Below are 19,549 nucleotides of genomic sequence, written 5' to 3'. Positions count from 1 at the left end.
AAGGCAGCGAGGATGAGCCGACGCACCATGATCGGCATAGCGTTGGCGGTGTGCGCGGTGTTGCCGATGGCGTCATGCTCGTCGCTGGTCGACGGTGCGGCGGTGTCGGTGTTCGCCGATCCGTTCTCGGTCGCCGGCATGCCTGCGACCGACGGTTCCAGCGGGCTGCGTCCCGACGCCCAGCCGCCGTCGCGCCGGGTCGACGACACCGACGGCGGTAAGGACGACCATCTCGCGGCCAGCGCCGTCAGCGATCTCGAGGAGTTCTGGTCGGACGCCTATCCCGAGGCGTTCGATGGCCAGTTTCAACCGGTGCGCGCGCTGATCTCCTGGGACGCCGACAGTTTCGATGGACGGTTCTGCGGGATGCAGACCTACGGTCTGGTCAACGCCGCGTTCTGCAAACCGGATCGGACCATCGGCTGGGACCGGGGCGTGCTGATACCTGGTCTGCGTCAGCAGAATGGCGAGATGGGCGCCGTCATGGTGCTCGCGCACGAGTACGGGCATGCGATCCAGCAACAGGCGGGACTGATCGACCGCAAGACGCCGACACTGGTCGCCGAGCAGCAGGCCGACTGCCTGGCAGGCAGCTACATGCGGTGGGTGGCCCAGGGCGATTCCGCGCGGTTCACGCTCAGTACCGCCGACGGGCTCAACAATCTGCTGGCCGCGGTGATCTCGTTCCGGGATCCGCTGCTGACCGAGGCCGAGGCCCAGGTCGGTATCGATGAGCACGGATCGGCGTTCGAACGGATCTCGGCGTTCCAGTTCGGCTTCACCGACGGTCCGGCGGCCTGTGCCGCTATCGACGTCAAAGAGATCGGCCAGCGGCGCGGCGAACTACCGGTCTTGCTGCCCGAGGACCAGAGCGGCGACCTGGACATCACCGAGCGCTGGGTGCGCTCGATGGTGGATGCGCTCAACACCGTCTTCAAGCCCGCCGATCCCCCGCGGCTCAACTTCCGGCCCGACGTCGCGGTGGAATGTCCGAGCGCACGGCCGAGCCCGCCGGCGTCCTACTGCCCGGACACCAACACCATCGTGATCGACCTGGCTGAACTACAAGCTCTTGCAGCGCCGTCCGACGAGGTCGATGTCGGCGACCTGGCCGGCGGCGACAACACCGCCTTCTCGGTGCTGATCTCGCGCTACGTGCTGGCCCTGCAGCACGCCCGCGGCCTGGTGCTCGACAATGCCGAGGCGGCGTTGCGCACCGCCTGCCTGACCGGGGTGGCCACCGCCAAGATGATCAAGCCCGTGAACCTGCCCAACGGAGACACCATCCTGCTCACCGCAGGCGACATCGACGAGGCGGTCTCGGGCATCCTCACCAACGGTTTGGCAGCCAGTGACGTCAACGGCGAGTCGGTGCCCTCCGGTTTCGCCCGCATCGACGCCTTCCGCGTCGGCATTCTGGGTGACGAGCAGCGCTGCCTCAAGCGATTCGCCTGAGAACCGCCGGCTCAGACCACCTTCGTGGTGCCGTACCAGGCCAGCACCGCCTCGGACTCATCGGTCGACCGGGTCAGCACGGCGTATGACCGAATGAACGACTGCCCGACGCAGCCGTCGATCTTCACCCGGAAGTTGCTGATCATCACCCACGGCTCGGTGCCCTTGAATTCCTTCTCGGTGACCCGGATGAGATTGATGATGCCCGGTTTGAGACCTATCGTGATGCCGCCGCCGATGTTGGCGCCGACGCCCGGCAGGATGCCCTCCGGCCAGGGTGAGATCGCATCGGTACCGAGGATGCCGATCGAACTGTTGAGCCCTGCGGTGCCGGTCAGCGCCACGCCGTTGGACGTGCTCATGTCGATACCGCAACCGATCTGGTAGCCGGCCTCCAGCGTGCCGCGCAGATCCTCACCACTGTCCGGCCCGGTCATCGAACCGCGGTAGGTGCCGCCGACCACGTACTCGCGGGACGAGATGGCGGTGGTCAACGGTGGTACCGCGGCCTGTGTCTCGTCACTGGCCGACACGGTCAGGTGCCAGCCATCCGGGGTCGTCAGATGGGCGGGTGGGGTCGACTCGACGAGGTCGGCGGCCGGCTCCCCCGGGGCGGGCGCCATATCGGCGACGACCTCGACCTCCGGCGCGACGATGGGGTCGGCCCAGGCCGGTGTCACCGAGGCCGCGCCGGCTACCGACACGGCGGCGAGCAATCCCAAGGAGCGAATCAACACAGGCGGCCTCCCGTTACGGTTCCCCGCGGGAACGTATCGCCTATCTACTTACCCGACCCTCAGAGCCGCCCGGCACTCAGGTGGGCATTTTCAGGACGAATCCACACTCCAGGGCCACCCAGCAAGCGCCGTCGGGACCGATGGCCAGACCGTGCGGTTCGCTGCCGGCGGGCAAGTCGATGGTCACCACGTCCCCGTCGCCGCTGATCCGGGCGACCTGATCGGCACCCCACAGGCTGACCCACACCCCGTCGGTGGGATCGGCGACCACCGCATGTGGTTTACCCGGTAGGTCCAGCTCCTGGATGGCGTCGTCGACCGGGATCCGGCCGATCTTGTCGGCGCGGATCTCGGTGAACCACACGGCATCGTCATGGGTGGCCGTGATGCCGACGGGACCAGCTGCGGCAGTGGGTAATTCGCGCGTCTTGAGGATTCCGTCAACGGTCAGCCGGCCCACCGCGCCGGACTCGTTGAGTGTGAACCACAACGCGTCGTCAGGCCCCCGGGTGATCATCGACGGCATTCCGCCGACGGTGGCCGCTGTGGTGATCTCACCGTCGGTATCGATCCTGCCCACCTCACCGGACGACATCGTGGTGAACCACAACGCACCGTCGGGACCGGGGGTGATACCGAAAGGCGCACTACCACTGGGCAACTCGTAAGAACTCAGCTCCCCCGCCGTGGTGATCCGGCCGATCCGATCGTCGCCGGACCGGGTGAACCACAGTGCCCCGTCCGGTCCTGCCGCGATGATCGACGGGCGCGAACCTTCCCCGACCGAGTAGGTGCAGACCTCCCCGGTGGCCGAAACCCGCGCGACGCCGCCACCGTGCACCAGGGTCACCCACATCGCGCCGTCACTTCCGGCGGCCAGCGCGTACGGTCCGCCGTCGAGCCGTACTTTGAGCGCCTTACTCAAGCCAGTGCCACCAGGCCGAGCTCGTTGTCGGCGGTCAGCAACCGGTGGTGCGGCAGCACCCGGACGGTGTAGCCCACCGGCCCGGCCGCCGGAAGCGGTGTGGCGGTGGAGAACACCTCGGTCCCGCCGTCCGCCGAACCGGTGTGCGCCATCGGCACCGTCACCGGATCGAGGATCACGTCCCTGGCGTCCACCCGGCCCAGCACGGCCTGCACCGTGACCTCATCGGGCCGCAGTCCGCCCAATTGCACCGTGGCGGTCAGCGTCAGCTGTGACCCCAGCAGAGGCGTGTCGGGCAGCCCGTAGCTGTCCACATCGGTGATCTGGATCTTCGGCCACATCTCCTCTACCCGCCTGCGGTAATCGGCCAATTCCTGGGCCGCGCCGAACGGTTCGCCCGAGGTGGCCTCGACGGTCTCGCGCAACGACTGTGCGGCCGGCAGGTAGTACTTCTCGGTGTAGTCCCGCACCATGCGCGAGGCCAGTACCTTCGGCCCGAGCACTTGCAACGTGTGACGCACCATCTCGACCCACCGGGTGGGCACCCCGTGCTCGTCGCGCTCGTAGAACTTCGGGGTGACGGCGTTCTCGAGGAGGTCATAGAGCGCGGCGGCCTCCAGGTCGTCGCGACGTGCCTCGTCGTCGACGCCGTCGGCGGTCGGGATCTCCCATCCGTTCTCGCCGTCATACCACTCGTCCCACCAGCCGTCCCGGATCGAGAGGTTCAGCCCGCCGTTGAGCGCACTCTTCATTCCCGACGTGCCGCAGGCCTCCAACGGCCTCAGCGGATTGTTGAGCCAGACGTCGCAACCCCAGTACAGCAACCGGGCCATCGACATGTCGTAGTCCGGCAGGAACGCGATCCGGTGCCGCACCTCCGGCCGGTCGGCGAATCGCACGATCTGCTGGATGAGCGCCTTGCCGCCGTCGTCAGCCGGGTGCGACTTGCCCGCCACGATCAACTGCACCGGCCGCTTCTCGTCGAGCAACAGCTTCTCCAGCCGTTCCGGGTCACGCAGCATCAGCGTCAGCCGCTTGTACGTCGGCACCCGTCGCGCAAACCCGACAGTCAGCACCGACGGATCGAAAGCCGTTGCGATCCAGCCCAGCTCGGCCTCGGACGCACCGCGTTCCAGCCAGGAGCAACGCAACCGGTCACGCACATCGGCGATCAACGTCTCCCGCAGCTGGGAGCGGATCCACCACATGTGCGCAGGTTCGACCTCCTGCAGCCGCTGCCACACCGCCGGTTCCGCTGCCTCCGAACCGATCAGCTCACGGCCCAGGGCCAGCCACTGCGGGGCCGCCCAGGTCGGCGCGTGCACGCCATTGGTGATCGAACCGATCGGCACCTCGGCCTGGTCGAATCCCGGCCACAGATCGTTGAACATCGCCCGGCTGACGCGACCGTGCAACAAGGAAACCCCATTGGCCCGCTGTGCCAGCCGCAGACCCATGTGCGCCATGTTGAACTTCGACGGGTCATCTTCGGCACCGAACGCGACCACCCGTTCCAGCGGCACACCCGGCAGCAGGCGGGAGTCGGGCGGCCCGCTCCATCGATGCTCTTCGCGCGAGCGCTCATCGGGCGGGCTGCCGAAGTAGCGCCTGATCATCTCGACCGGGAACCGGTCGATGCCGGCCGGCACCGGGGTGTGGGTGGTGAACACCGTCGACGACCGCACCACGGTCAGCGCGGTGTCGAAGTCCAGCCCGGCAGCGACCAATTCGCGGATGCGTTCCACGCCCAGGAAACCGGCGTGACCCTCGTTCATGTGGAATACCTCAGGGGCGTGCAGGTTCTCGATCTCGGTAAAGGCCCGGATCGCACGCACGCCGCCGATACCGGCCAGGATCTCCTGCTTGATGCGGTGCTCCTGATCGCCGCCGTAGAGCCGATCGGTGACACCGCGCAGCTCGTGCTCGTTCTCCGGGACATCGGAGTCGAGGAGCAACAGCGGGACCCTGCCCACCTGCGCCACCCACACCCGGGCCCGCAGCTCGCGGGCATCGGGCAACGCCAGCGCCACCAGCACCGGTGCCCCCGAGGAATCGGTGAGCAGCCGCAACGGCAACCCCTGCGGGTCCAGCGCCGGATAGGTCTCATGCTGCCAACCGTCAGCGGTCAGCGACTGCCGGAAGTAACCCGAGCGGTAGTACAGGCCCACGGCGATCAACGGCAGGCCCAGATCCGAAGCGGACTTCAGGTGGTCACCGGCCAGGATGCCCAGACCGCCCGAATAGTTCGGCAGCACCTCCGCGACGCCGAACTCCATCGAGAAATACGCGATGCCTTTGGGCATCTCGACTCCGTCGCTGATCTGCTGCTGGTACCACAACGGACGACTCAGATAGGTGTCCAGGTCCGCAGTCAGCTCATCGAGTCGCGCCAGGAACGATCGATCACCGGCGAGTTCGTCGAGCCGTTGCGGGCTGACCGCCCCCAGCAGGGCCACCGGGTCCCCGTTGGTCTGCTCCCACAGCTCGGCATCGACGACAGCAAACAAATCCTGGGTCGGTTTGTGCCACGACCAGCGCAGGTTGATCGACAGCCGTTCCAGCGCCGCCAACCGCTCGGGAAGGTGCGCGCGGACGGTGAACCTTCTGAGGGCTTTCACGCGAACCAACCTTACTGACAATTCCGGTTCATGCACCGGTGAGCGGTATCCGTTCAGACGGCGTTGAGGTCGCGCTTAACACCCGCGAGATTGGGCAGCCCATTACGGTGGGTATCAGACGCGACAAGGCAAGTGAACGAGAGACAGCCGCTTGATCGAGGCGACGTGAGGAGTGGATGGGTGGCCGGTCGGATCGGAATCGACGACGTCGCGCCTGTGGTGTTCGGTGGACAGTTCCCGGCAAAAGCCGTCGTCGGCGAGGTCGTGCCGGTCCGGGCCACGGTTTGGCGCGAGGGACATGACGCGGTTGCGGCCACCTTGGTGGTGCGCTACCTCGGTGTGGACTACCCGCGGCTGGCCACCGGTCCCGGCACCGCAACGGCTCCCGTACCGATCGACACCGTGTTGCCGGCCAATGCTGCGGTGCGTCCTTCACAGCGCATCAAGCCGCAGGCCCTGCCCATGTCCACCGGGCACACTCCAGACGTCTTCCATGGCCAGTTCACACCCGACAGCGTGGGACTCTGGACCTACCGGGTCGACGGCTGGGGCGATCCGCTGGCCACCTGGCGCCACGCGGTCGAGGCCAAGCTGGGCGCCGGCCAGAGCGAGGCCGAGCTGTCCAACGACCTGCTGGTCGGCGCGCGCCTCATCGAGCGTGCCGCCGCCGGCGTGCCCCGCAAACTGCGCGACCCCCTGATCGAGGCCGCTGCGACGCTACGCATCCCCGGTGACCCGTTCCTGCGTGCCGGGGCGGCGCTGTCCGAGGAGGTCACCGAACTCCTCGACCAGTACCCGTTGCGCGAGTTGGTCACCCGCGGTGAGCAATACGGCGTCTGGGTGGACCGGCCACTGGCCCGGTTCTCCTCGTGGTACGAAATGTTTCCGCGGTCCACCGGCGGCCGGGACAAGGCCGGTCATCCGGTGCACGGCACGTTCGCCACCGCCGCCGAGCAACTTCCCCGGATCGCCCGCATGGGTTTCAACATCGTCTACCTGCCGCCCATCCACCCCATCGGCAAGGTGCACCGCAAAGGCCGCAACAACGCCGTGACCGCCGCACCGGACGACGTGGGGTCGCCGTGGGCGATCGGGAGCGACGAGGGTGGCCACGACGATGTACACCCCGCACTGGGAACGATCGATGACTTCGATGCGTTCGTGGCCGCCGCCCGCCAGCAGGGCGTCGAGGTGGCGCTGGATCTGGCGCTGCAGTGCGCACCCGACCATCCTTGGGCCGCAGCGCATCCGGAGTGGTTCACCGTGCTACCCGACGGCACCATCGCCTATGCGGAGAACCCGCCGAAGAAATACCAGGACATCTACCCGCTCAACTTCGACAACGACCCCTCCGGGCTCTATCACGAGGTGCTACGTGTGGTTCGGTACTGGATCTCACACGGCGTCAAGGTCTTCCGTGTCGACAATCCGCACACCAAACCACCCAACTTCTGGGTCTGGCTGATCGCCGAGATCAAGAACGAGGATCCGGATGTACTGTTCCTGTCCGAGGCGTTCACCCGGCCGGCGCGGCTTTACGGCCTGGCCAAACGTGGTTTCACCCAGTCCTACACGTACTTCACCTGGCGCACCAACAAGTGGGAGCTCACCGAATTCGGCAACGAGATCACCGCGAACGCCGACAGTGCACGGCCCAGCCTGTGGGTGAACACGCCCGACATCCTGCACGAGTCGCTGCAGCACGGGGGCCCCGGCATGTTCGCGATCCGTGCGGTACTGGCCGCCACCATGAGCCCATCGTGGGGCATGTACTCCGGCTTCGAACTGTTCGAGCACCGGGCCGTCCGCGAGGGCAGCGAGGAATACCTGGACTCCGAGAAGTACGAGCTGCGGCCGCGAGACTTCGCCGGCGCACTGGCCGAGGGCCGTTCCCTTGAGCCATTCGTGACCCGGCTCAACGAGATCCGACGCCTGCACCCGGCCTTGCGCCAGCTGCGTACGCTCACCTTCCACCACGTGGACAACGACGCGCTGCTCGCCTACAGCAAGTTCGACCCGATCACCGGCGACGCCGTACTGGTCGTGGTCACTCTCAACCCGTTCGGCCCGGAGGAAGCCACCCTGTGGTTGAACATGGAGGCTCTGGGTATGGAATCACATGACCGGTTCTGGGTACGTGACGAGATCACCGGCGAGGAATACCAATGGGGGCAGACGAATTACGTCCGCATCGATCCCGCCAAGGCGGTGGCGCACGTGTTGAACATGCCGCTCGTACCCTATGAGCAACGACTGGGCTTGCTACGCAGGGAATGAGAACGAGATGACAAGAAGCAACCACATCACCGACCTACATCTGCGGCCCGACCCCACCGACATCCAGCGATTGCTGGTCGGTCAGCACCATGACCCGCATTCGGTGCTCGGCGCCCACGAGTACGGCGGCAAAACCGTGATCCGCGCCTTCCGCCCACATGCCGCCAAAGTCGTGGCGGTGATCGGCGGAGATAGATACCCCTTGCAGCACATCGATTCCGGGCTCTTCGCGGTGGCCGTTCCGTTCACCAACCTGGCGGACTACCGCTTGGAGATCAGTTATCCCGGCGCGGACGACGCCCTCTTCACCCATACCACCGCCGACGCCTACCGGTTCCTGCCCACGCTCGGCGAACTGGATCTGCACCTGTTCGCCGAGGGCCGCCACGAACGCCTCTGGGAGATCCTGGGCGCACACCCGCGCAGCTTCACCACCCCTGACGGGATCGTCGAAGGTGTCTCGTTCGCCGTGTGGGCGCCGAACGCCAAGGGTGTCAGTGTGATCGGCGACTTCAACCACTGGGACGGCAACGAGGCGCAGATGCGCGTGATGGGGTCCTCTGGGGTATGGGAGCTGTTCTGGCCCGGGTTCCCGGTCGGCGGCCTGTACAAGTTCCGCGTACATGGCGCCGGCGGCGTGACCGCCGACCGTGCCGATCCGATGGCCTTCGCCACCGAGGTACCACCGCAGACCGCCTCCCGGGTCACCACCAGCTCCTACGCCTGGAACGATGGTGAGTGGATGACCCGGCGGGCCACGCATAACCCGGTATTCGAACCGATGAGCACCTACGAGGTGCACCTGATGTCCTGGCGCCCGGGGCTCAGCTACCGGCAGCTGGCGACGGAGCTGACCGAATACGTTGTGGAACAAGGCTTCACCCATGTCGAACTGCTGCCGGTCGCCGAGCACCCGTTCGGCGGTTCGTGGGGCTATCAGGTCACCTCGTACTACGCCCCGACGTCGCGATTGGGCGACCCTGACGACTTCCGGTTTCTGGTGGATTCGCTGCACCGGGCCGGCATCGGGGTGATCGTCGACTGGGTGCCGGCCCACTTCCCCAAAGACGCCTGGGCACTGGGGCGGTTCGACGGCACTGCGCTCTACGAGCATTCCGATCCCCGCCGCGGCGAACAGCTCGACTGGGGCACTTACGTTTTCGACTTCGGCCGGCCCGAAGTGCGCAACTTCCTGGTTGCCAACGCGCTGTACTGGCTCAAGGAGTATCACGTCGACGGCCTGCGGGTTGATGCCGTCGCCTCGATGCTCTATCTGGACTACTCCCGCCCCGAGGGCGGCTGGACGCCCAACATCCATGGTGGCCGGGAGAATCTGGAGGCGGTGCAGTTCCTTCAGGAGATGAATGCCACCGTCCACAAGGTGACCCCGGGCATCGTCACCATCGCCGAGGAGTCGACCTCCTGGCCCGGTGTCACCCGCCCGACCAACCTTGGCGGCCTTGGCTTCTCGATGAAATGGAACATGGGCTGGATGAACGACACGCTCGACTACGTCAGCCATGATCCGGTACACCGCAGTTATCACCACCACGAGATGACGTTCTCGATGCTGTACGCGTTCAGCGAGAACTACGTCCTGCCGATCAGTCACGACGAGGTGGTGCACGGCAAGGGCACGTTGTGGACCAGGATGCCCGGTGACGATCATGCCAAGGCCTCCGGATTGCGCAGCCTGCTCGCATACCAGTGGGCGCACCCGGGCAAGCAGTTGTTGTTCATGGGCCAGGAATTCGGCCAGCGGGCCGAATGGTCAGAGGAACGCGGGCTCGATTGGTTCCAACTCGGCGAGCAGGGTTTCTCCGGGGGCGTGCAGCGGCTGGTGCGCGATCTCAACGGGATCTACCGCCGCCACCCGGCGCTGTGGAGCCGCGACACCAGCCCGGAGGGCTACTCCTGGATCGACGCGAACGATTCGGCCAACAACGTGCTGAGCTTCCTGCGGTTCGGCGCGGACGGATCCGTGCTGGCCTGCGTGGTCAATTTCGCCGGCAGCGAGCACAGCGAGTACCGGCTCGGCCTACCGCACGCCGGCGAGTGGCGCGAGGTGCTCAACACCGACGCCACGATCTACAACGGTGCGGGCATCGGGAACATGGGCGCGGTCCAAGCCACCGAGGAGCCATGGCACGGCCGCCCGGCCTCGGCGGTGATGGTGCTGCCGCCGCTGGCGATGCTGTGGTTCGAGCCCGTCTGAGTTTTTTCCGCTGGGCGGGAAAACGGCCGGAAATCAGTACAGCGCGTTGGCCAGGTTGCGCCGGCCCGCGATCACCTCGGGATCGGCCGGGTCGAACAGCTCGAACAGCTCGACGAGCCGGGTCCGCACCTTGGTCCGGTCGTCGCCTGCGGTGCGCTTGATCAATGCGATCAGCCGATCGAACGCCGCAGCCACGTTCTGGGCCAGGATCTCGGCGTCGGCGGCGGCGAATGCCGCCTCGATGTCGTCGGGGGCGGCGTCGGCCGCGGCCACCGCGTCGGGACGCTGCGCGCTCGCCCGCTGCAGGAAGGCGATCTGTCGCACTGCGCCCTTGGCCTCTGCGTGGTTGGGCTGGGCATCGAGAATCGTCTGATAGGCGGCCGCTGCCTCGGCGAAGTCGCCGTTGTCCAAGTGCGCCCTGGCCGCTGCCAGCTCGGGATCGACCTGCTCCGGCTCATCGTCACCGGCACCGGATCCGGTCAGCTTGCCTGCGGTGGCCTGCAGCAGCGAATCGACCCAGCGCCGAAGTTCGTCGGCTGGTTGCGAGCCCTGGAAGCTGGCGATCGGCTGCCCTCCGGCGAGCGCCACGACGGTCGGCACGCCCTGGATGCCGAACATCTGCGCCACCCGCGGGGTGGTGTCGACATTGACCAGGGCCAACGACCACTTGCCGTTGTCGGCCGCTGCCAGGCCCGCCAAGGTGTCCCCCAGCGCGGCACTGGAATCGCTGCGCGGCGACCACAGCAGCACCACCACCGGTACCTGGCCCGAACGGACCAGTACTTCGGCTTCGAAGTTCGCTTCGTTGACCTCGGTGGCGTTCGGGCCGCCGGCCGGGCTGGGGCTGTCGCCGCCCGCCGCGGGCCGTTGTTTGAGTGCCGAGAGGTCAACCGCGCCGGCCAGCGCCGGCCCGACAGAAGGTCGTGGACGAGTCACGTCACCAAGTCTGTCACGTCGTTTCGGGCACCGCGCCGCCCGGTTGCGTCACCAGCACCGGAGCACCGGCCGCCTCCGGGCCCGAACCCAATCGGGCCGTCCGATCAGCCCACATGACGAAGATCACACTGCCCAATGGCACGATGCTGGCCAGCAAAGCCAGGATCCAGGTGCCGAGGCCCCACTTGCGGGCGATTCCGACCAGCAGGGCAGCCCCCACGAAGGCGATGAAGATGCCGCCGTGGATCGGCCCGAACACCTTGACCCCGATCTCGGTACGCGGACTGCCCAGGTACTTGAAGTACATGCCGACCAGCAGGCCGGCCCAGCTCACCGCCTCGGCAAGAGCGATGAGCCGGAACCAGCCGGCAACCGTGCGCGGGTCGAAGGAGCGTGTCATGACCGCCATTGTGCCGCAGCGGACCGTCAGCTACTACACAGCGTCGTTTTGACCGCCCTCCGATTAGCTGTCAGCGACGCAGGATCAGCGCATCACCCTGGCCACCGGCGCCACAGAGCGCGGCCACCGCGTAGCCGGAGCCCTTGCGGGCCAGCTCCAGTGCCGCGTGCAGCGTGATGCGGGCGCCCGACATGCCGATGGGGTGGCCGATGGCGATGGCGCCGCCGTTCACGTTCACCTTCGCCGGGTCGACACCCAGCTCCTTCGTCGAGGCCAGCGACACCGCAGCGAACGCCTCGTTGATCTCGAGGACGTCCAGCTGATCGACGCTGATGCCCTCGCGCTCGACCGCCTTCTTGATCGCGTTGGCCGGCTGGCTCTGCAGCGTGGAGTCCGGACCGGCGACCACACCGTGCGCGCCGATCTCACACAACCAGTCCAGGCCCAGCTCCTGCGCCTTGGCCTTGCTCATCACCACGACCGCGGCCGCCCCGTCGGAGATCTGCGACGACGAACCTGCGGTGATGGAGCCGTCCTTGCGGAAGGCCGGGCGCAGACCACCCAGCGACTCGGCCGTGGTGTTGGCGCGGATGCCCTCGTCCTCGGTGAACTCGATCGGGTCGCCCTTGCGCTGCGGGATCGACACCGGCACCACCTCGTCGGCGTACACCCCGTCCTTCCATGCCGCGGCGGCCTTCTGATGCGACTGGGCAGCGAACTCGTCCTGCTCGGCGCGGGTGAACTTGTCGGTGTCGTTGCGCTGCTCGGTGAGCGCACCCATCGGCTGGTCGGTGAACACGTCGTGCAGACCGTCGTAGGCCAGGTGATCGACCAGCGTGGCATCGCCGTACTTGTAGCCCTCGCGGCTCTTGGGCAGCAGGTGCGGCGCCTGGCTCATCGACTCCTGACCACCGGCCACCACGACCTCGAACTCGCCGGCCCGGATGAGCTGGTCGGCCAGGGCGATCGCATCGATGCCCGACAGGCACATCTTGTTGATGCTCAGCGCGGGGACATCCCAGGGGATGCCTGCGGCTACCGCGGACTGACGAGCGGGCATCTGACCGGCGCCTGCGGTCAGCACCTGGCCCATGATCACGTAATCCACCAGCGAAGCGTCGACCTTCGCCTTCTCCAGCGCCCCGCGGATCGCGATTGCGCCCAGGTCACTGCCCGAGAAGTCCTTGAGCGAACCCATCAGCCTGCCCACCGGAGTACGCGCTCCAGCAACGATTACCGACGTTGTCATTCCTACCTCCAGTGGGTACTCGATAAGTGTGTGTGGCCCATCACACATACGCGAACGTTCAAGGAAAGGTTACCGTTGCGTTATGACCGCCGATCAGGTTGATGCCCGTCCCGCGCTCGCTTCCGCACTGGTGACGGCAATCGATCACGTCGGTATCGCCGTCCCCGATCTCGATGCCGCCGCAAAGTGGTACCACGACAACCTCGGCATGATCGTCCTCCACGAGGAGATCAACGAGGAACAGGGTGTCCGCGAGGCGATGCTCTCGGTGCGCGGCGCCGCCAAGGGCAGCGCCCAGATCCAACTTCTGGCCCCGTTGGACGAGAAGTCGACGATTGCCAAGTTCATCGATCGCAGCGGCCCCGGCCTGCAGCAGCTGGCTTACCGGACCAGCGACATCGACGCGCTGAGTGAGCGTCTGCGCAGCCAAGGCGTTCGGCTGCTCTACGAGGCTCCCCGCAAGGGCACCGCGAACTCACGCATCAACTTCATCCACCCCAAGGACGCCGGCGGCGTGCTGATCGAGCTGGTGGAACCGTCCGCAGACGAGCACTGACCGCTCAGGACCACTTTCTCGTCGGGCGACGGTTGGCCCGGTTCGCCCAGCAGGCGGTGTGCCAGTGTCTGCGGTCTTCGATGTCGCCGACGTCGATCGGAAGTACCACCACGTGCGCGGTGGCCACACGGATCTCGTGGTCACAGCCGGGGCAGCGATAGACCTTCACCGCACGCGATGCGGCGACTGTTCGCACTTCGTAGTCGTATCCGTCCGGGCCCGTCTCGATTCGGCGCGTCGGCGGCAACGACGCCAACCGGCGGTGTTCACGGGGCCGACGACTCATCAGAACAGCCGGTACTCGTCGCTGTCCATACCCCGCATCTGGTCGTAATCCAATGTCACGCAGCGGATTCCACGGTCAGTAGCGAGGGTTCGAGCCTGCGGCTTGATCTGTTGGGCGGCAAACACACCCGTCACCGGAGCGAGCACGGTGTCGCGGTTGAGCAGTTCGAGATAGCGCGTCAGCTGTTCGACGCCGTCGATCTCCCCGCGCCGTTTGATCTCGACAGCCACCGACCGACCGAGCTCGTCGCGGCACATCAGATCCACCGGACCGATCGCGGTCGGGTACTCCCGGCGCACCAAGGTGTAGCCGGCGCCCAGGAGCTCGACGTGCTCGGCCAGCAGGACCTGCAGGTGCGCCTCCACGCCGTCCTTCACCAGACCCGGATCGACACCGAGTTCATGGCTGGAGTCGTGCTCGACGTCCTCGACGGTGATGCGCAGCTGCTCGCCGGCCTTGTTCTCGACCACCCAGACGGGCACGCCATCGCCGTCATCCTCGGTGAGCCAGCACGGCGGACTCATCCAGTTCAGCGGCTTGTAGGCGCGATCGTCGGCATGGACGCTGACCGAACCGTCGGACTTGAACAACAACAGCCTGCGGGCTGATGGGAGGTGGGCGGTCAGCCGCCCCACATAGTCGACGGTGCACTGGGCAATCACAAGGCGCACTCGAACCACCTTAGGGGCATCCCCGGACGAACTAGGCTGACGCCACAATGAACTCCGACAAATCGCTGGCACGACGGCTGGGCCGCGTCCTTGAGGGTGTCACTCGCCAGAGCAGCCGGATCCCGGCGACCCCGGAATACGGATCGTGGGTCCTGGGGCGGGTATCGGAGAGCCAGCGCCGCCGCAGGGTGCGCATCCAGGCCATCCTCACGGCGTTCGTGGTCCTGGGGAACCTGCTCGGCATCGGCATCTCGATGATCATCGTCACGCTGTTGTTCCCCTCTCCCGGGGTGTTCGATCCGCAGGTCCGCTGGATCACGTTCATCGTGGCTCCCATCTACATCGCCACGGCATTGATCGTGGGCGTGTTCTGGGCGACCACCCGGGTGATCGACAACGTGCGCTGGGCGATCGAGGAACGTCCGCCCACCGCCACCGACCAGCGGAACACGTTCCTGGCCCCGTTTCGGCTCACCCGCGTGCTGTTGGTCCTCTGGGGCGTGGGCACCGCGCTGTTGACGACGCTCTACGGTCTCGTCGACACCAACTACATTCCGAAGTTCCTGCTGGGCGTCAGTTTTCCCGGCATCGTGGTGTCGGTCAGCTGTCATCTCTTCACCGAATTCGCACTGCGGCCGGTGGCCGCTCAGGCATTGGAGGCCGGCCCACCGCCGGTCCGGCTGGCTCCGGGCATCATGGGCCGCACCATGGTGGTGTGGGCACTGAGCTCGGGGGTCCCGATCGTGGGCATCATGCTGGCCGCGATGTTCGCCGTGACGCTGAACAATCTGACCCCGATTCAATTCGCTTACGCCGTCATAGGTCTCGGCTCGTTCGCGCTGATATTCGGCTTCCTGCTGATGTGGATCCTGTCCTATCTGACCGCAACCCCGATCCGGGTGGTGCGTGCGGCGCTCAACCGTGTCGAGCAAGGCGATCTGGACACCAACCTGGTGGTGTTCGACGGCACCGAACTGGGCCAGCTGCAACGGGGATTCAACTCGATGGTGCACGGCCTGCGCGAGCGCGAGCGGGTCCGCGACCTGTTCGGCCGTCACGTCGGCCGCGAGGTCGCGGCACTGGCCGAACAGGAGAAGCCTGTCCTCGGCGGCGAGGAGCGCCACGCCGCAGTGATTTTCGTCGACGTGATCGGCTCGACGCAGTTGGTCACCACGCGGCCCGCGGTGGAGGTGGTCGATCTGCTCAACCGGTTCTTCGCCGTGATCGTCGATGAGGTCGACAACCACCGTGGCCTGGTCAACAAATTCGAGGGCGACGCGATACTCGCGGTGTTCGGTGCACCGGCGTCACTTCCGAATCCCGAGGACGAAGCTCTGGGGGCCGCGAGGGCGATCGCGAGTCGGTTGCGTACCGAGGTGCCCGAGCTCGAGGCGGGCATCGGGGTGGCGGCCGGCCAGGTGGTGGCCGGCAACGTCGGCGCCAAACAGCGCTTCGAATACACCGTGATCGGGGAACCGGTCAACGAGGCCGCGCGGCTGTGCGATTTCTCCAAGCAGGTCCCCGGGCACCTGGTGGCCTCATCGGACACGATCGCCAACGCGTCCGAAACCGAGAGAGCCCGTTGGACACTGGGCGAATCGGTAACCCTGCGCGGTCTCGGCGAGCAGACCCGGGTAGCGGTTCCGGCCTAGCCGGCGGCCCATTGCCGTGCCGCCTCGACTGCCTCGTCGACGGTGCGGAACACGATGGCGTCGTAGTCGCCTCGCCGGTCGGGCGGCACCACGCGGCCATCCGGGTCGACGAGATAGGCCTCTTTGCCCGCGGCGGCCAGGCCTGCCCGCATTCCGGTCAGCATGCCCCGCGCGGCATCGTTGATGTCATCCACACGAGTGACGTCGAGCACGGCGACGTCATACTCGCCACGCGCATGCTCGGCACTCCGCAGCACCTGCTCAGCCCCGGCGAACAGCAGGTCACCCTGAACCTCGTAGACGCGGACACCCGGATGGACATCGAACACCGCCCGCAGCGTCGACGACGACTCACGACCGACGGTGAGGAAGTGAAGCCCCAGCTGCGAGGACAGATTGCGGCACACCTGCACGCCGCGCACACTGTTGCCGCGGGAATCGAGGCGTGGTGAGTACACCCCTATCCCGAGTTGACCGGGCAGCACCGCCACGATGCCGCCGCCGACGCCGCTCTTGGCGGGCATGCCGACGGCGCTGACCCAATCGCCTGTCGCGTCGTACATGCCGCAAGTCACCATCACGCTCAACGTCCGCCGAACCACGTCCGCATCGATGGCGCGCCGACCCGTCAGCGGGTTGAGCCCGCCCCGGGCCAGGGTCGCGGCCATCCGTGCGAGGTCGGTGCTGGTCACCTTGACCGAACACTGCCGGAAGTACACGTCGAGGACCTCGTCCGGGTCACCGTCCAGCACGCCGAAACTGGTCAGCATGTACGCGATCGCGCGATTGCGGTTGCCGGTCGCCTTTTCCGAGGCGTACACCTGCATGTCGATATCCAACCTGCGGCCCGCACACGCCGAGTGGAACTCGAGGATGCGGTCGAACCGTTCGTCTGCGTTCGCGCCGGGAATCAGCGAAACCGCCGCGATGGCACCGGCATTGATCATGGGGTTCTTCGGTGTCTTGGTGACATCGTCGACGCTGATCTCGTTGAACGCCTCACCGGATGGTTCGACACCTATCCTGGCGTCGACGGCGTCCTGACCGATCCGGCTCATTGCCAGCGCATAGGTGAACGGTTTGGAGATCGACTGAATGGTGAATTCCACTGCGGTATCACCGGATTCGTAGACATAACCATCCGAGGAGGACAGGCTCAGCCCGAAACACTCGGGATCGACGTAGGCCAGTTCAGGGATGTAGCTCGCCAGAGCGCCGTCGCGGCGCTCGATCTGCTCGGCACGGATCCGGTCCAGGTAGTGCTGCACCAGCTCGGCCACGAGTCGGAGTCTAACCGCGGGCACCATCCCACGACCATGTCGTTTTTCCGCTAGTGCGGCGCCGGGACCCGTGCCATCGTGGAGCGCATGCACGAGGATTTCGACCGCTGCTACCGGGCAGTCCAGTCCAAGGACGCCCGGTTCGACGGCTGGTTCGTCACCGCCGTACTCACCACGGGCATCTACTGCCGCCCCAGCTGCCCGGTGCGCCCTCCGTTCGCCCGCAACATGCGGTTCTATCCGACCGCTGCTGCCGCGCAGGCAGCCGGCTTCCGGGCCTGCAAGCGGTGCCGTCCGGACGCGTCACCGGGCTCCCCGGAATGGAACGTGCGCGGCGACATCGTGGCTCGGTGCATGCGGCTGATCGCCGATGGCACCGTGGACCGCGAAGGCGTGACCGGCCTGGCCGCCCGGGTGGGTTACACCAGCCGGCAGTTGCAGCGCATCCTGCAGGCCGAGCTCGGTGCCAATCCCCTGGCGCTGGCGCGGGCGCAACGCGCCCAGACCGCCCGGGTCTTGATCGAGACCACCGAATTGCCGTTCGCCGATGTCGCATTCGCCGCGGGCTTCGCCAGCATCAGGCAATTCAACGACACCGTCCGTGCAGTGTGCGATCTGACCCCGACTCAGCTGCGGCAGCGGGCGCGCACCCGGTTTTCCTCAGATGCTTCCACTCCCGGCGTCCTGTCCCTACGGCTGCCGGTGCGCACCCCATTCGCGTACGAAGGGATGTTCGGGCATCTGGCGGCCAGCGCGGTGCCAGGACTTGAGGAGGTTCGCGACGGTCAGTACCGGCGCACCTTGCGGCTGCCACATGGGTACGGCGTGGTGGGCCTGACGCCACAGCCCGATCATGTCCGCTGCCAGTTGGTGCTCGACGACTTCCGCGATCTCGCGGCCGCGATCGCCCGGTGCCGGCGCCTGTTGGACCTCGACGCCGATCCCGAAGCTGTGGTGGAAGCACTCCAAGACGACTCCCGACTGGCGGCTGTGGTGGCCAAGGCGCCCGGGCAACGCATCCCCCGGACCGTCGACGAATCCGAGCTCGCACTCAGGGTGGTGATCGGACAACAGGTGTCGATCAAGGCGGCCGGCACGCACGTCGGTCGACTCGTCGCCCGCTACGGAACCGCGATCTCCGACGAGGCCGGAGGTCTGACCCAGGTATTTCCGAGCGCAACCGAGCTCGCCGGTCTCGATCCCGATGGTCTGGCGATGCCGGCATCCAGGAAACGCACCGTCGCCGCGTTGGTGTCCGCGATTGCAACCGGCGATCTGACCCTCGACCCCGGATGCGACTGGGATCGGGCTCGCGAACAGTTGCTCGCCCTACCCGGGGTGGGTCCATGGACGACCGAGTTGATCGCCATGAGGGCGCTCGGGGATCCAGATGCCTTCCCCGCCACCGATCTCGGAGTCCGCGCGGCCGCCGAGCACCTCGGCCTCGCCCCTGACGTGTTGGTCGAACACAGCACCCGTTGGCGTCCGTGGCGCGCATATGCGACACAACACCTGTGGACCACACTGGACCACGCGGTGAACCAGTGGCCCCCGCACGATCGACAGGAGACGTCATGACGACACTGCAGTACCGCACCATGGACAGCCCCGTCGGCCTCCTCACCCTGGCCGGCCGGGACGGAAAGCTCATGCATCTACGGATGGTCGATCAGACCTATGAGCCGAGCCGCCAGGGGTGGGAAGTCGACGACAACGCGTTCCCCGAAGCCGTCGAGCAGCTGTCGGAGTATTTTGCCGGCGACCGCACCGAGTTCGACCTCGAGCTCGACATGATGGGCACGCAATTTCAGCGCCGGGTGTGGCAAGCGCTGCAGGCCATTCCTTACGGACAAACCTGCTCATACGGCGAGATTGCCCGGCAGATCGGTTCGCCGAGCGCATTCCGAGCAGTCGGTCTGGCCAACGGGCACAACCCGATCGGCATCATCGTCCCGTGCCATCGGGTGATCGGCGCGAATGGCAGCCTCACCGGGTACGGCGGCGGCCTGGACCGCAAGCGAGCGTTGTTGGAATTGGAGAAAAGCCGAACCACCCCGGCCCTTTTCAATTGAACGACGGGCGTTTCGCGATTCGCCAATAAAATTGGGAACGTACATACATACAAAATTGCCCGGGCCCTCCAATCGAAGTTGGAGGGCCCGGGACTTAATTTGTGTTCGGCGGTGTCCTACTTTTCCACCCGTGTGGGTAGTATCATCGGCGCTGGCAGGCTTAGCTTCCGGGTTCGGGATGGGACCGGGCGTTTCCCTGCCGCTATGGACCGCCGTAACT

General features: G+C 66.5%; 16 protein-coding genes and 1 rRNA gene. 7 read left to right on the top strand and 10 right to left on the bottom strand.

Going from position 1 to position 19,549, the window contains the following annotated elements; translation table 11 throughout:
• The first annotated feature begins 12 nt into the window (after positions 1-12).
• The gene (locus E0T84_RS13920) at positions 13-1,455 is read left to right on the top strand and encodes a neutral zinc metallopeptidase (protein WP_138744716.1); all 1,443 of its coding nucleotides are present in this window, start codon (positions 13-15) and stop codon (positions 1,453-1,455) included.
• An 11-nt stretch (positions 1,456-1,466) separates the two neighbouring features.
• Here the strand turns inward: E0T84_RS13920 and E0T84_RS13915 are convergent, their stop codons facing one another.
• The 3 genes from E0T84_RS13915 to E0T84_RS13905 form a co-directional block, all read right to left on the bottom strand.
• Complete coding sequence (locus E0T84_RS13915; protein WP_249383638.1) at positions 1,467-2,192, bottom strand: MspA family porin; 726 nt, start codon at positions 2,190-2,192, stop codon at positions 1,467-1,469.
• A gap of 76 nt (positions 2,193-2,268) precedes the next feature.
• Positions 2,269-3,048, bottom strand: a complete 780-nt coding sequence (locus E0T84_RS13910) for a virginiamycin B lyase (RefSeq protein WP_249383642.1) — start codon at positions 3,046-3,048, stop codon at positions 2,269-2,271.
• A gap of 65 nt (positions 3,049-3,113) precedes the next feature.
• Positions 3,114-5,735 (bottom strand): glycosyltransferase family 1 protein, encoded by a 2,622-nt coding sequence (locus E0T84_RS13905; protein WP_138744714.1) that lies wholly within the window; start codon positions 5,733-5,735, stop codon positions 3,114-3,116.
• Positions 5,736-5,915: 180 nt separating this feature from the next.
• Here E0T84_RS13905 and E0T84_RS13900 point away from each other — a divergent pair, with 180 nt between their 5' ends.
• Positions 5,916-8,012 carry an alpha-1,4-glucan--maltose-1-phosphate maltosyltransferase gene (locus E0T84_RS13900; RefSeq protein WP_138744713.1) on the top strand — a complete coding sequence of 699 codons (2,097 nt, stop codon included), beginning with the start codon at positions 5,916-5,918 and terminating at the stop codon, positions 8,010-8,012.
• A gap of 7 nt (positions 8,013-8,019) precedes the next feature.
• On the top strand, positions 8,020-10,227 hold the full coding sequence (gene glgB, locus E0T84_RS13895; RefSeq protein ID WP_138744712.1) for a 1,4-alpha-glucan branching protein GlgB: 2,208 nt from the start codon (positions 8,020-8,022) through the stop codon (positions 10,225-10,227).
• A 33-nt stretch (positions 10,228-10,260) separates the two neighbouring features.
• On the opposite strand, the gene E0T84_RS13890 is transcribed toward glgB, so the two are convergent.
• From E0T84_RS13890 to E0T84_RS13880, 3 genes are all read right to left on the bottom strand, one after another.
• Positions 10,261-11,163 carry a tetratricopeptide repeat protein gene (locus E0T84_RS13890; protein ID WP_138744711.1) on the bottom strand — a complete coding sequence of 301 codons (903 nt, stop codon included), beginning with the start codon at positions 11,161-11,163 and terminating at the stop codon, positions 10,261-10,263.
• A gap of 13 nt (positions 11,164-11,176) precedes the next feature.
• Positions 11,177-11,572, bottom strand: coding sequence for a DUF3817 domain-containing protein (locus E0T84_RS13885; protein ID WP_138744710.1), 396 nt, complete (start codon positions 11,570-11,572; stop codon positions 11,177-11,179).
• Positions 11,573-11,633: 61 nt separating this feature from the next.
• Complete coding sequence (locus tag E0T84_RS13880) at positions 11,634-12,812, bottom strand: acetyl-CoA C-acetyltransferase (protein WP_070188290.1); 1,179 nt, start codon at positions 12,810-12,812, stop codon at positions 11,634-11,636.
• A gap of 82 nt (positions 12,813-12,894) precedes the next feature.
• Here E0T84_RS13880 and mce point away from each other — a divergent pair, with 82 nt between their 5' ends.
• Positions 12,895-13,368 (top strand): methylmalonyl-CoA epimerase, encoded by a 474-nt coding sequence (mce, locus tag E0T84_RS13875; RefSeq protein ID WP_070188291.1) that lies wholly within the window; start codon positions 12,895-12,897, stop codon positions 13,366-13,368.
• A gap of 4 nt (positions 13,369-13,372) precedes the next feature.
• Here the strand turns inward: mce and E0T84_RS13870 are convergent, their stop codons facing one another.
• Both E0T84_RS13870 and nucS read right to left on the bottom strand, forming a co-directional pair.
• The gene (locus tag E0T84_RS13870) at positions 13,373-13,654 is read right to left on the bottom strand and encodes a hypothetical protein (protein ID WP_070188292.1); all 282 of its coding nucleotides are present in this window, start codon (positions 13,652-13,654) and stop codon (positions 13,373-13,375) included.
• Positions 13,654-14,325 carry an endonuclease NucS gene (gene nucS / locus E0T84_RS13865; RefSeq protein WP_070188293.1) on the bottom strand — a complete coding sequence of 224 codons (672 nt, stop codon included), beginning with the start codon at positions 14,323-14,325 and terminating at the stop codon, positions 13,654-13,656. The genes E0T84_RS13870 and nucS overlap by 1 nt, the downstream gene beginning before the upstream one ends.
• A 47-nt stretch (positions 14,326-14,372) precedes the next feature.
• Here nucS and E0T84_RS13860 point away from each other — a divergent pair, with 47 nt between their 5' ends.
• Entirely contained in the window at positions 14,373-15,977 is a 1,605-nt protein-coding gene (locus E0T84_RS13860; RefSeq protein WP_070188294.1) for a mononucleotidyl cyclase, read from the top strand.
• Here E0T84_RS13860 and glsA read toward each other — a convergent pair.
• On the bottom strand, positions 15,974-17,257 hold the full coding sequence (gene glsA, locus E0T84_RS13855) for a glutaminase A (protein ID WP_070188295.1): 1,284 nt from the start codon (positions 17,255-17,257) through the stop codon (positions 15,974-15,976). The genes E0T84_RS13860 and glsA overlap by 4 nt on opposite strands.
• A gap of 87 nt (positions 17,258-17,344) precedes the next feature.
• Here glsA and E0T84_RS13850 point away from each other — a divergent pair, with 87 nt between their 5' ends.
• Together E0T84_RS13850 and E0T84_RS13845 are read left to right on the top strand one after the other, a co-directional pair.
• On the top strand, positions 17,345-18,835 hold the full coding sequence (locus E0T84_RS13850; protein WP_070188302.1) for a DNA-3-methyladenine glycosylase 2 family protein: 1,491 nt from the start codon (positions 17,345-17,347) through the stop codon (positions 18,833-18,835).
• Complete coding sequence (locus E0T84_RS13845; RefSeq protein WP_070188296.1) at positions 18,832-19,329, top strand: methylated-DNA--[protein]-cysteine S-methyltransferase; 498 nt, start codon at positions 18,832-18,834, stop codon at positions 19,327-19,329. The genes E0T84_RS13850 and E0T84_RS13845 overlap by 4 nt, the downstream gene beginning before the upstream one ends.
• 103 nt (positions 19,330-19,432) lie before the next feature.
• Here E0T84_RS13845 and rrf read toward each other — a convergent pair.
• A 5S ribosomal RNA gene (gene rrf / locus E0T84_RS13840) occupies positions 19,433-19,546 on the bottom strand.
• Positions 19,547-19,549: the final 3 nt, after the last annotated feature.

The sequence above is a fragment of the Mycobacterium sp. DBP42 genome, assembly GCF_005924235.1.
GTDB lineage: Bacteria > Actinomycetota > Actinomycetes > Mycobacteriales > Mycobacteriaceae > Mycobacterium > Mycobacterium syngnathidarum.
The sequence above is the reverse complement of the archived record's forward strand: the minus strand, read 5'-3'. Positions and strand labels throughout refer to the sequence as shown.

What these genes read in the sequence shown, in the direction of transcription:
- E0T84_RS13920 (WP_138744716.1), top strand. Translation starts at nt 13, where the DNA reads ATGAGCCGACGCACCATGATCGGCATAGCGTTGGCGGTGTGCGCGGTG.
- E0T84_RS13910 (WP_249383642.1), bottom strand. Translation starts at nt 3,048, where the DNA reads ATGTGGGTGACCCTGGTGCACGGTGGCGGCGTCGCGCGGGTTTCGGCC.
- glgB (WP_138744712.1), top strand. Translation starts at nt 8,020, where the DNA reads ATGACAAGAAGCAACCACATCACCGACCTACATCTGCGGCCCGACCCC.
- E0T84_RS13885 (WP_138744710.1), bottom strand. Translation starts at nt 11,572, where the DNA reads ATGGCGGTCATGACACGCTCCTTCGACCCGCGCACGGTTGCCGGCTGG.
- E0T84_RS13880 (WP_070188290.1), bottom strand. Translation starts at nt 12,812, where the DNA reads ATGACAACGTCGGTAATCGTTGCTGGAGCGCGTACTCCGGTGGGCAGG.
- mce (WP_070188291.1), top strand. Translation starts at nt 12,895, where the DNA reads ATGACCGCCGATCAGGTTGATGCCCGTCCCGCGCTCGCTTCCGCACTG.
- E0T84_RS13870 (WP_070188292.1), bottom strand. Translation starts at nt 13,654, where the DNA reads ATGAGTCGTCGGCCCCGTGAACACCGCCGGTTGGCGTCGTTGCCGCCG.
- E0T84_RS13860 (WP_070188294.1), top strand. Translation starts at nt 14,373, where the DNA reads ATGAACTCCGACAAATCGCTGGCACGACGGCTGGGCCGCGTCCTTGAG.
- E0T84_RS13850 (WP_070188302.1), top strand. Translation starts at nt 17,345, where the DNA reads ATGCACGAGGATTTCGACCGCTGCTACCGGGCAGTCCAGTCCAAGGAC.
- E0T84_RS13845 (WP_070188296.1), top strand. Translation starts at nt 18,832, where the DNA reads ATGACGACACTGCAGTACCGCACCATGGACAGCCCCGTCGGCCTCCTC.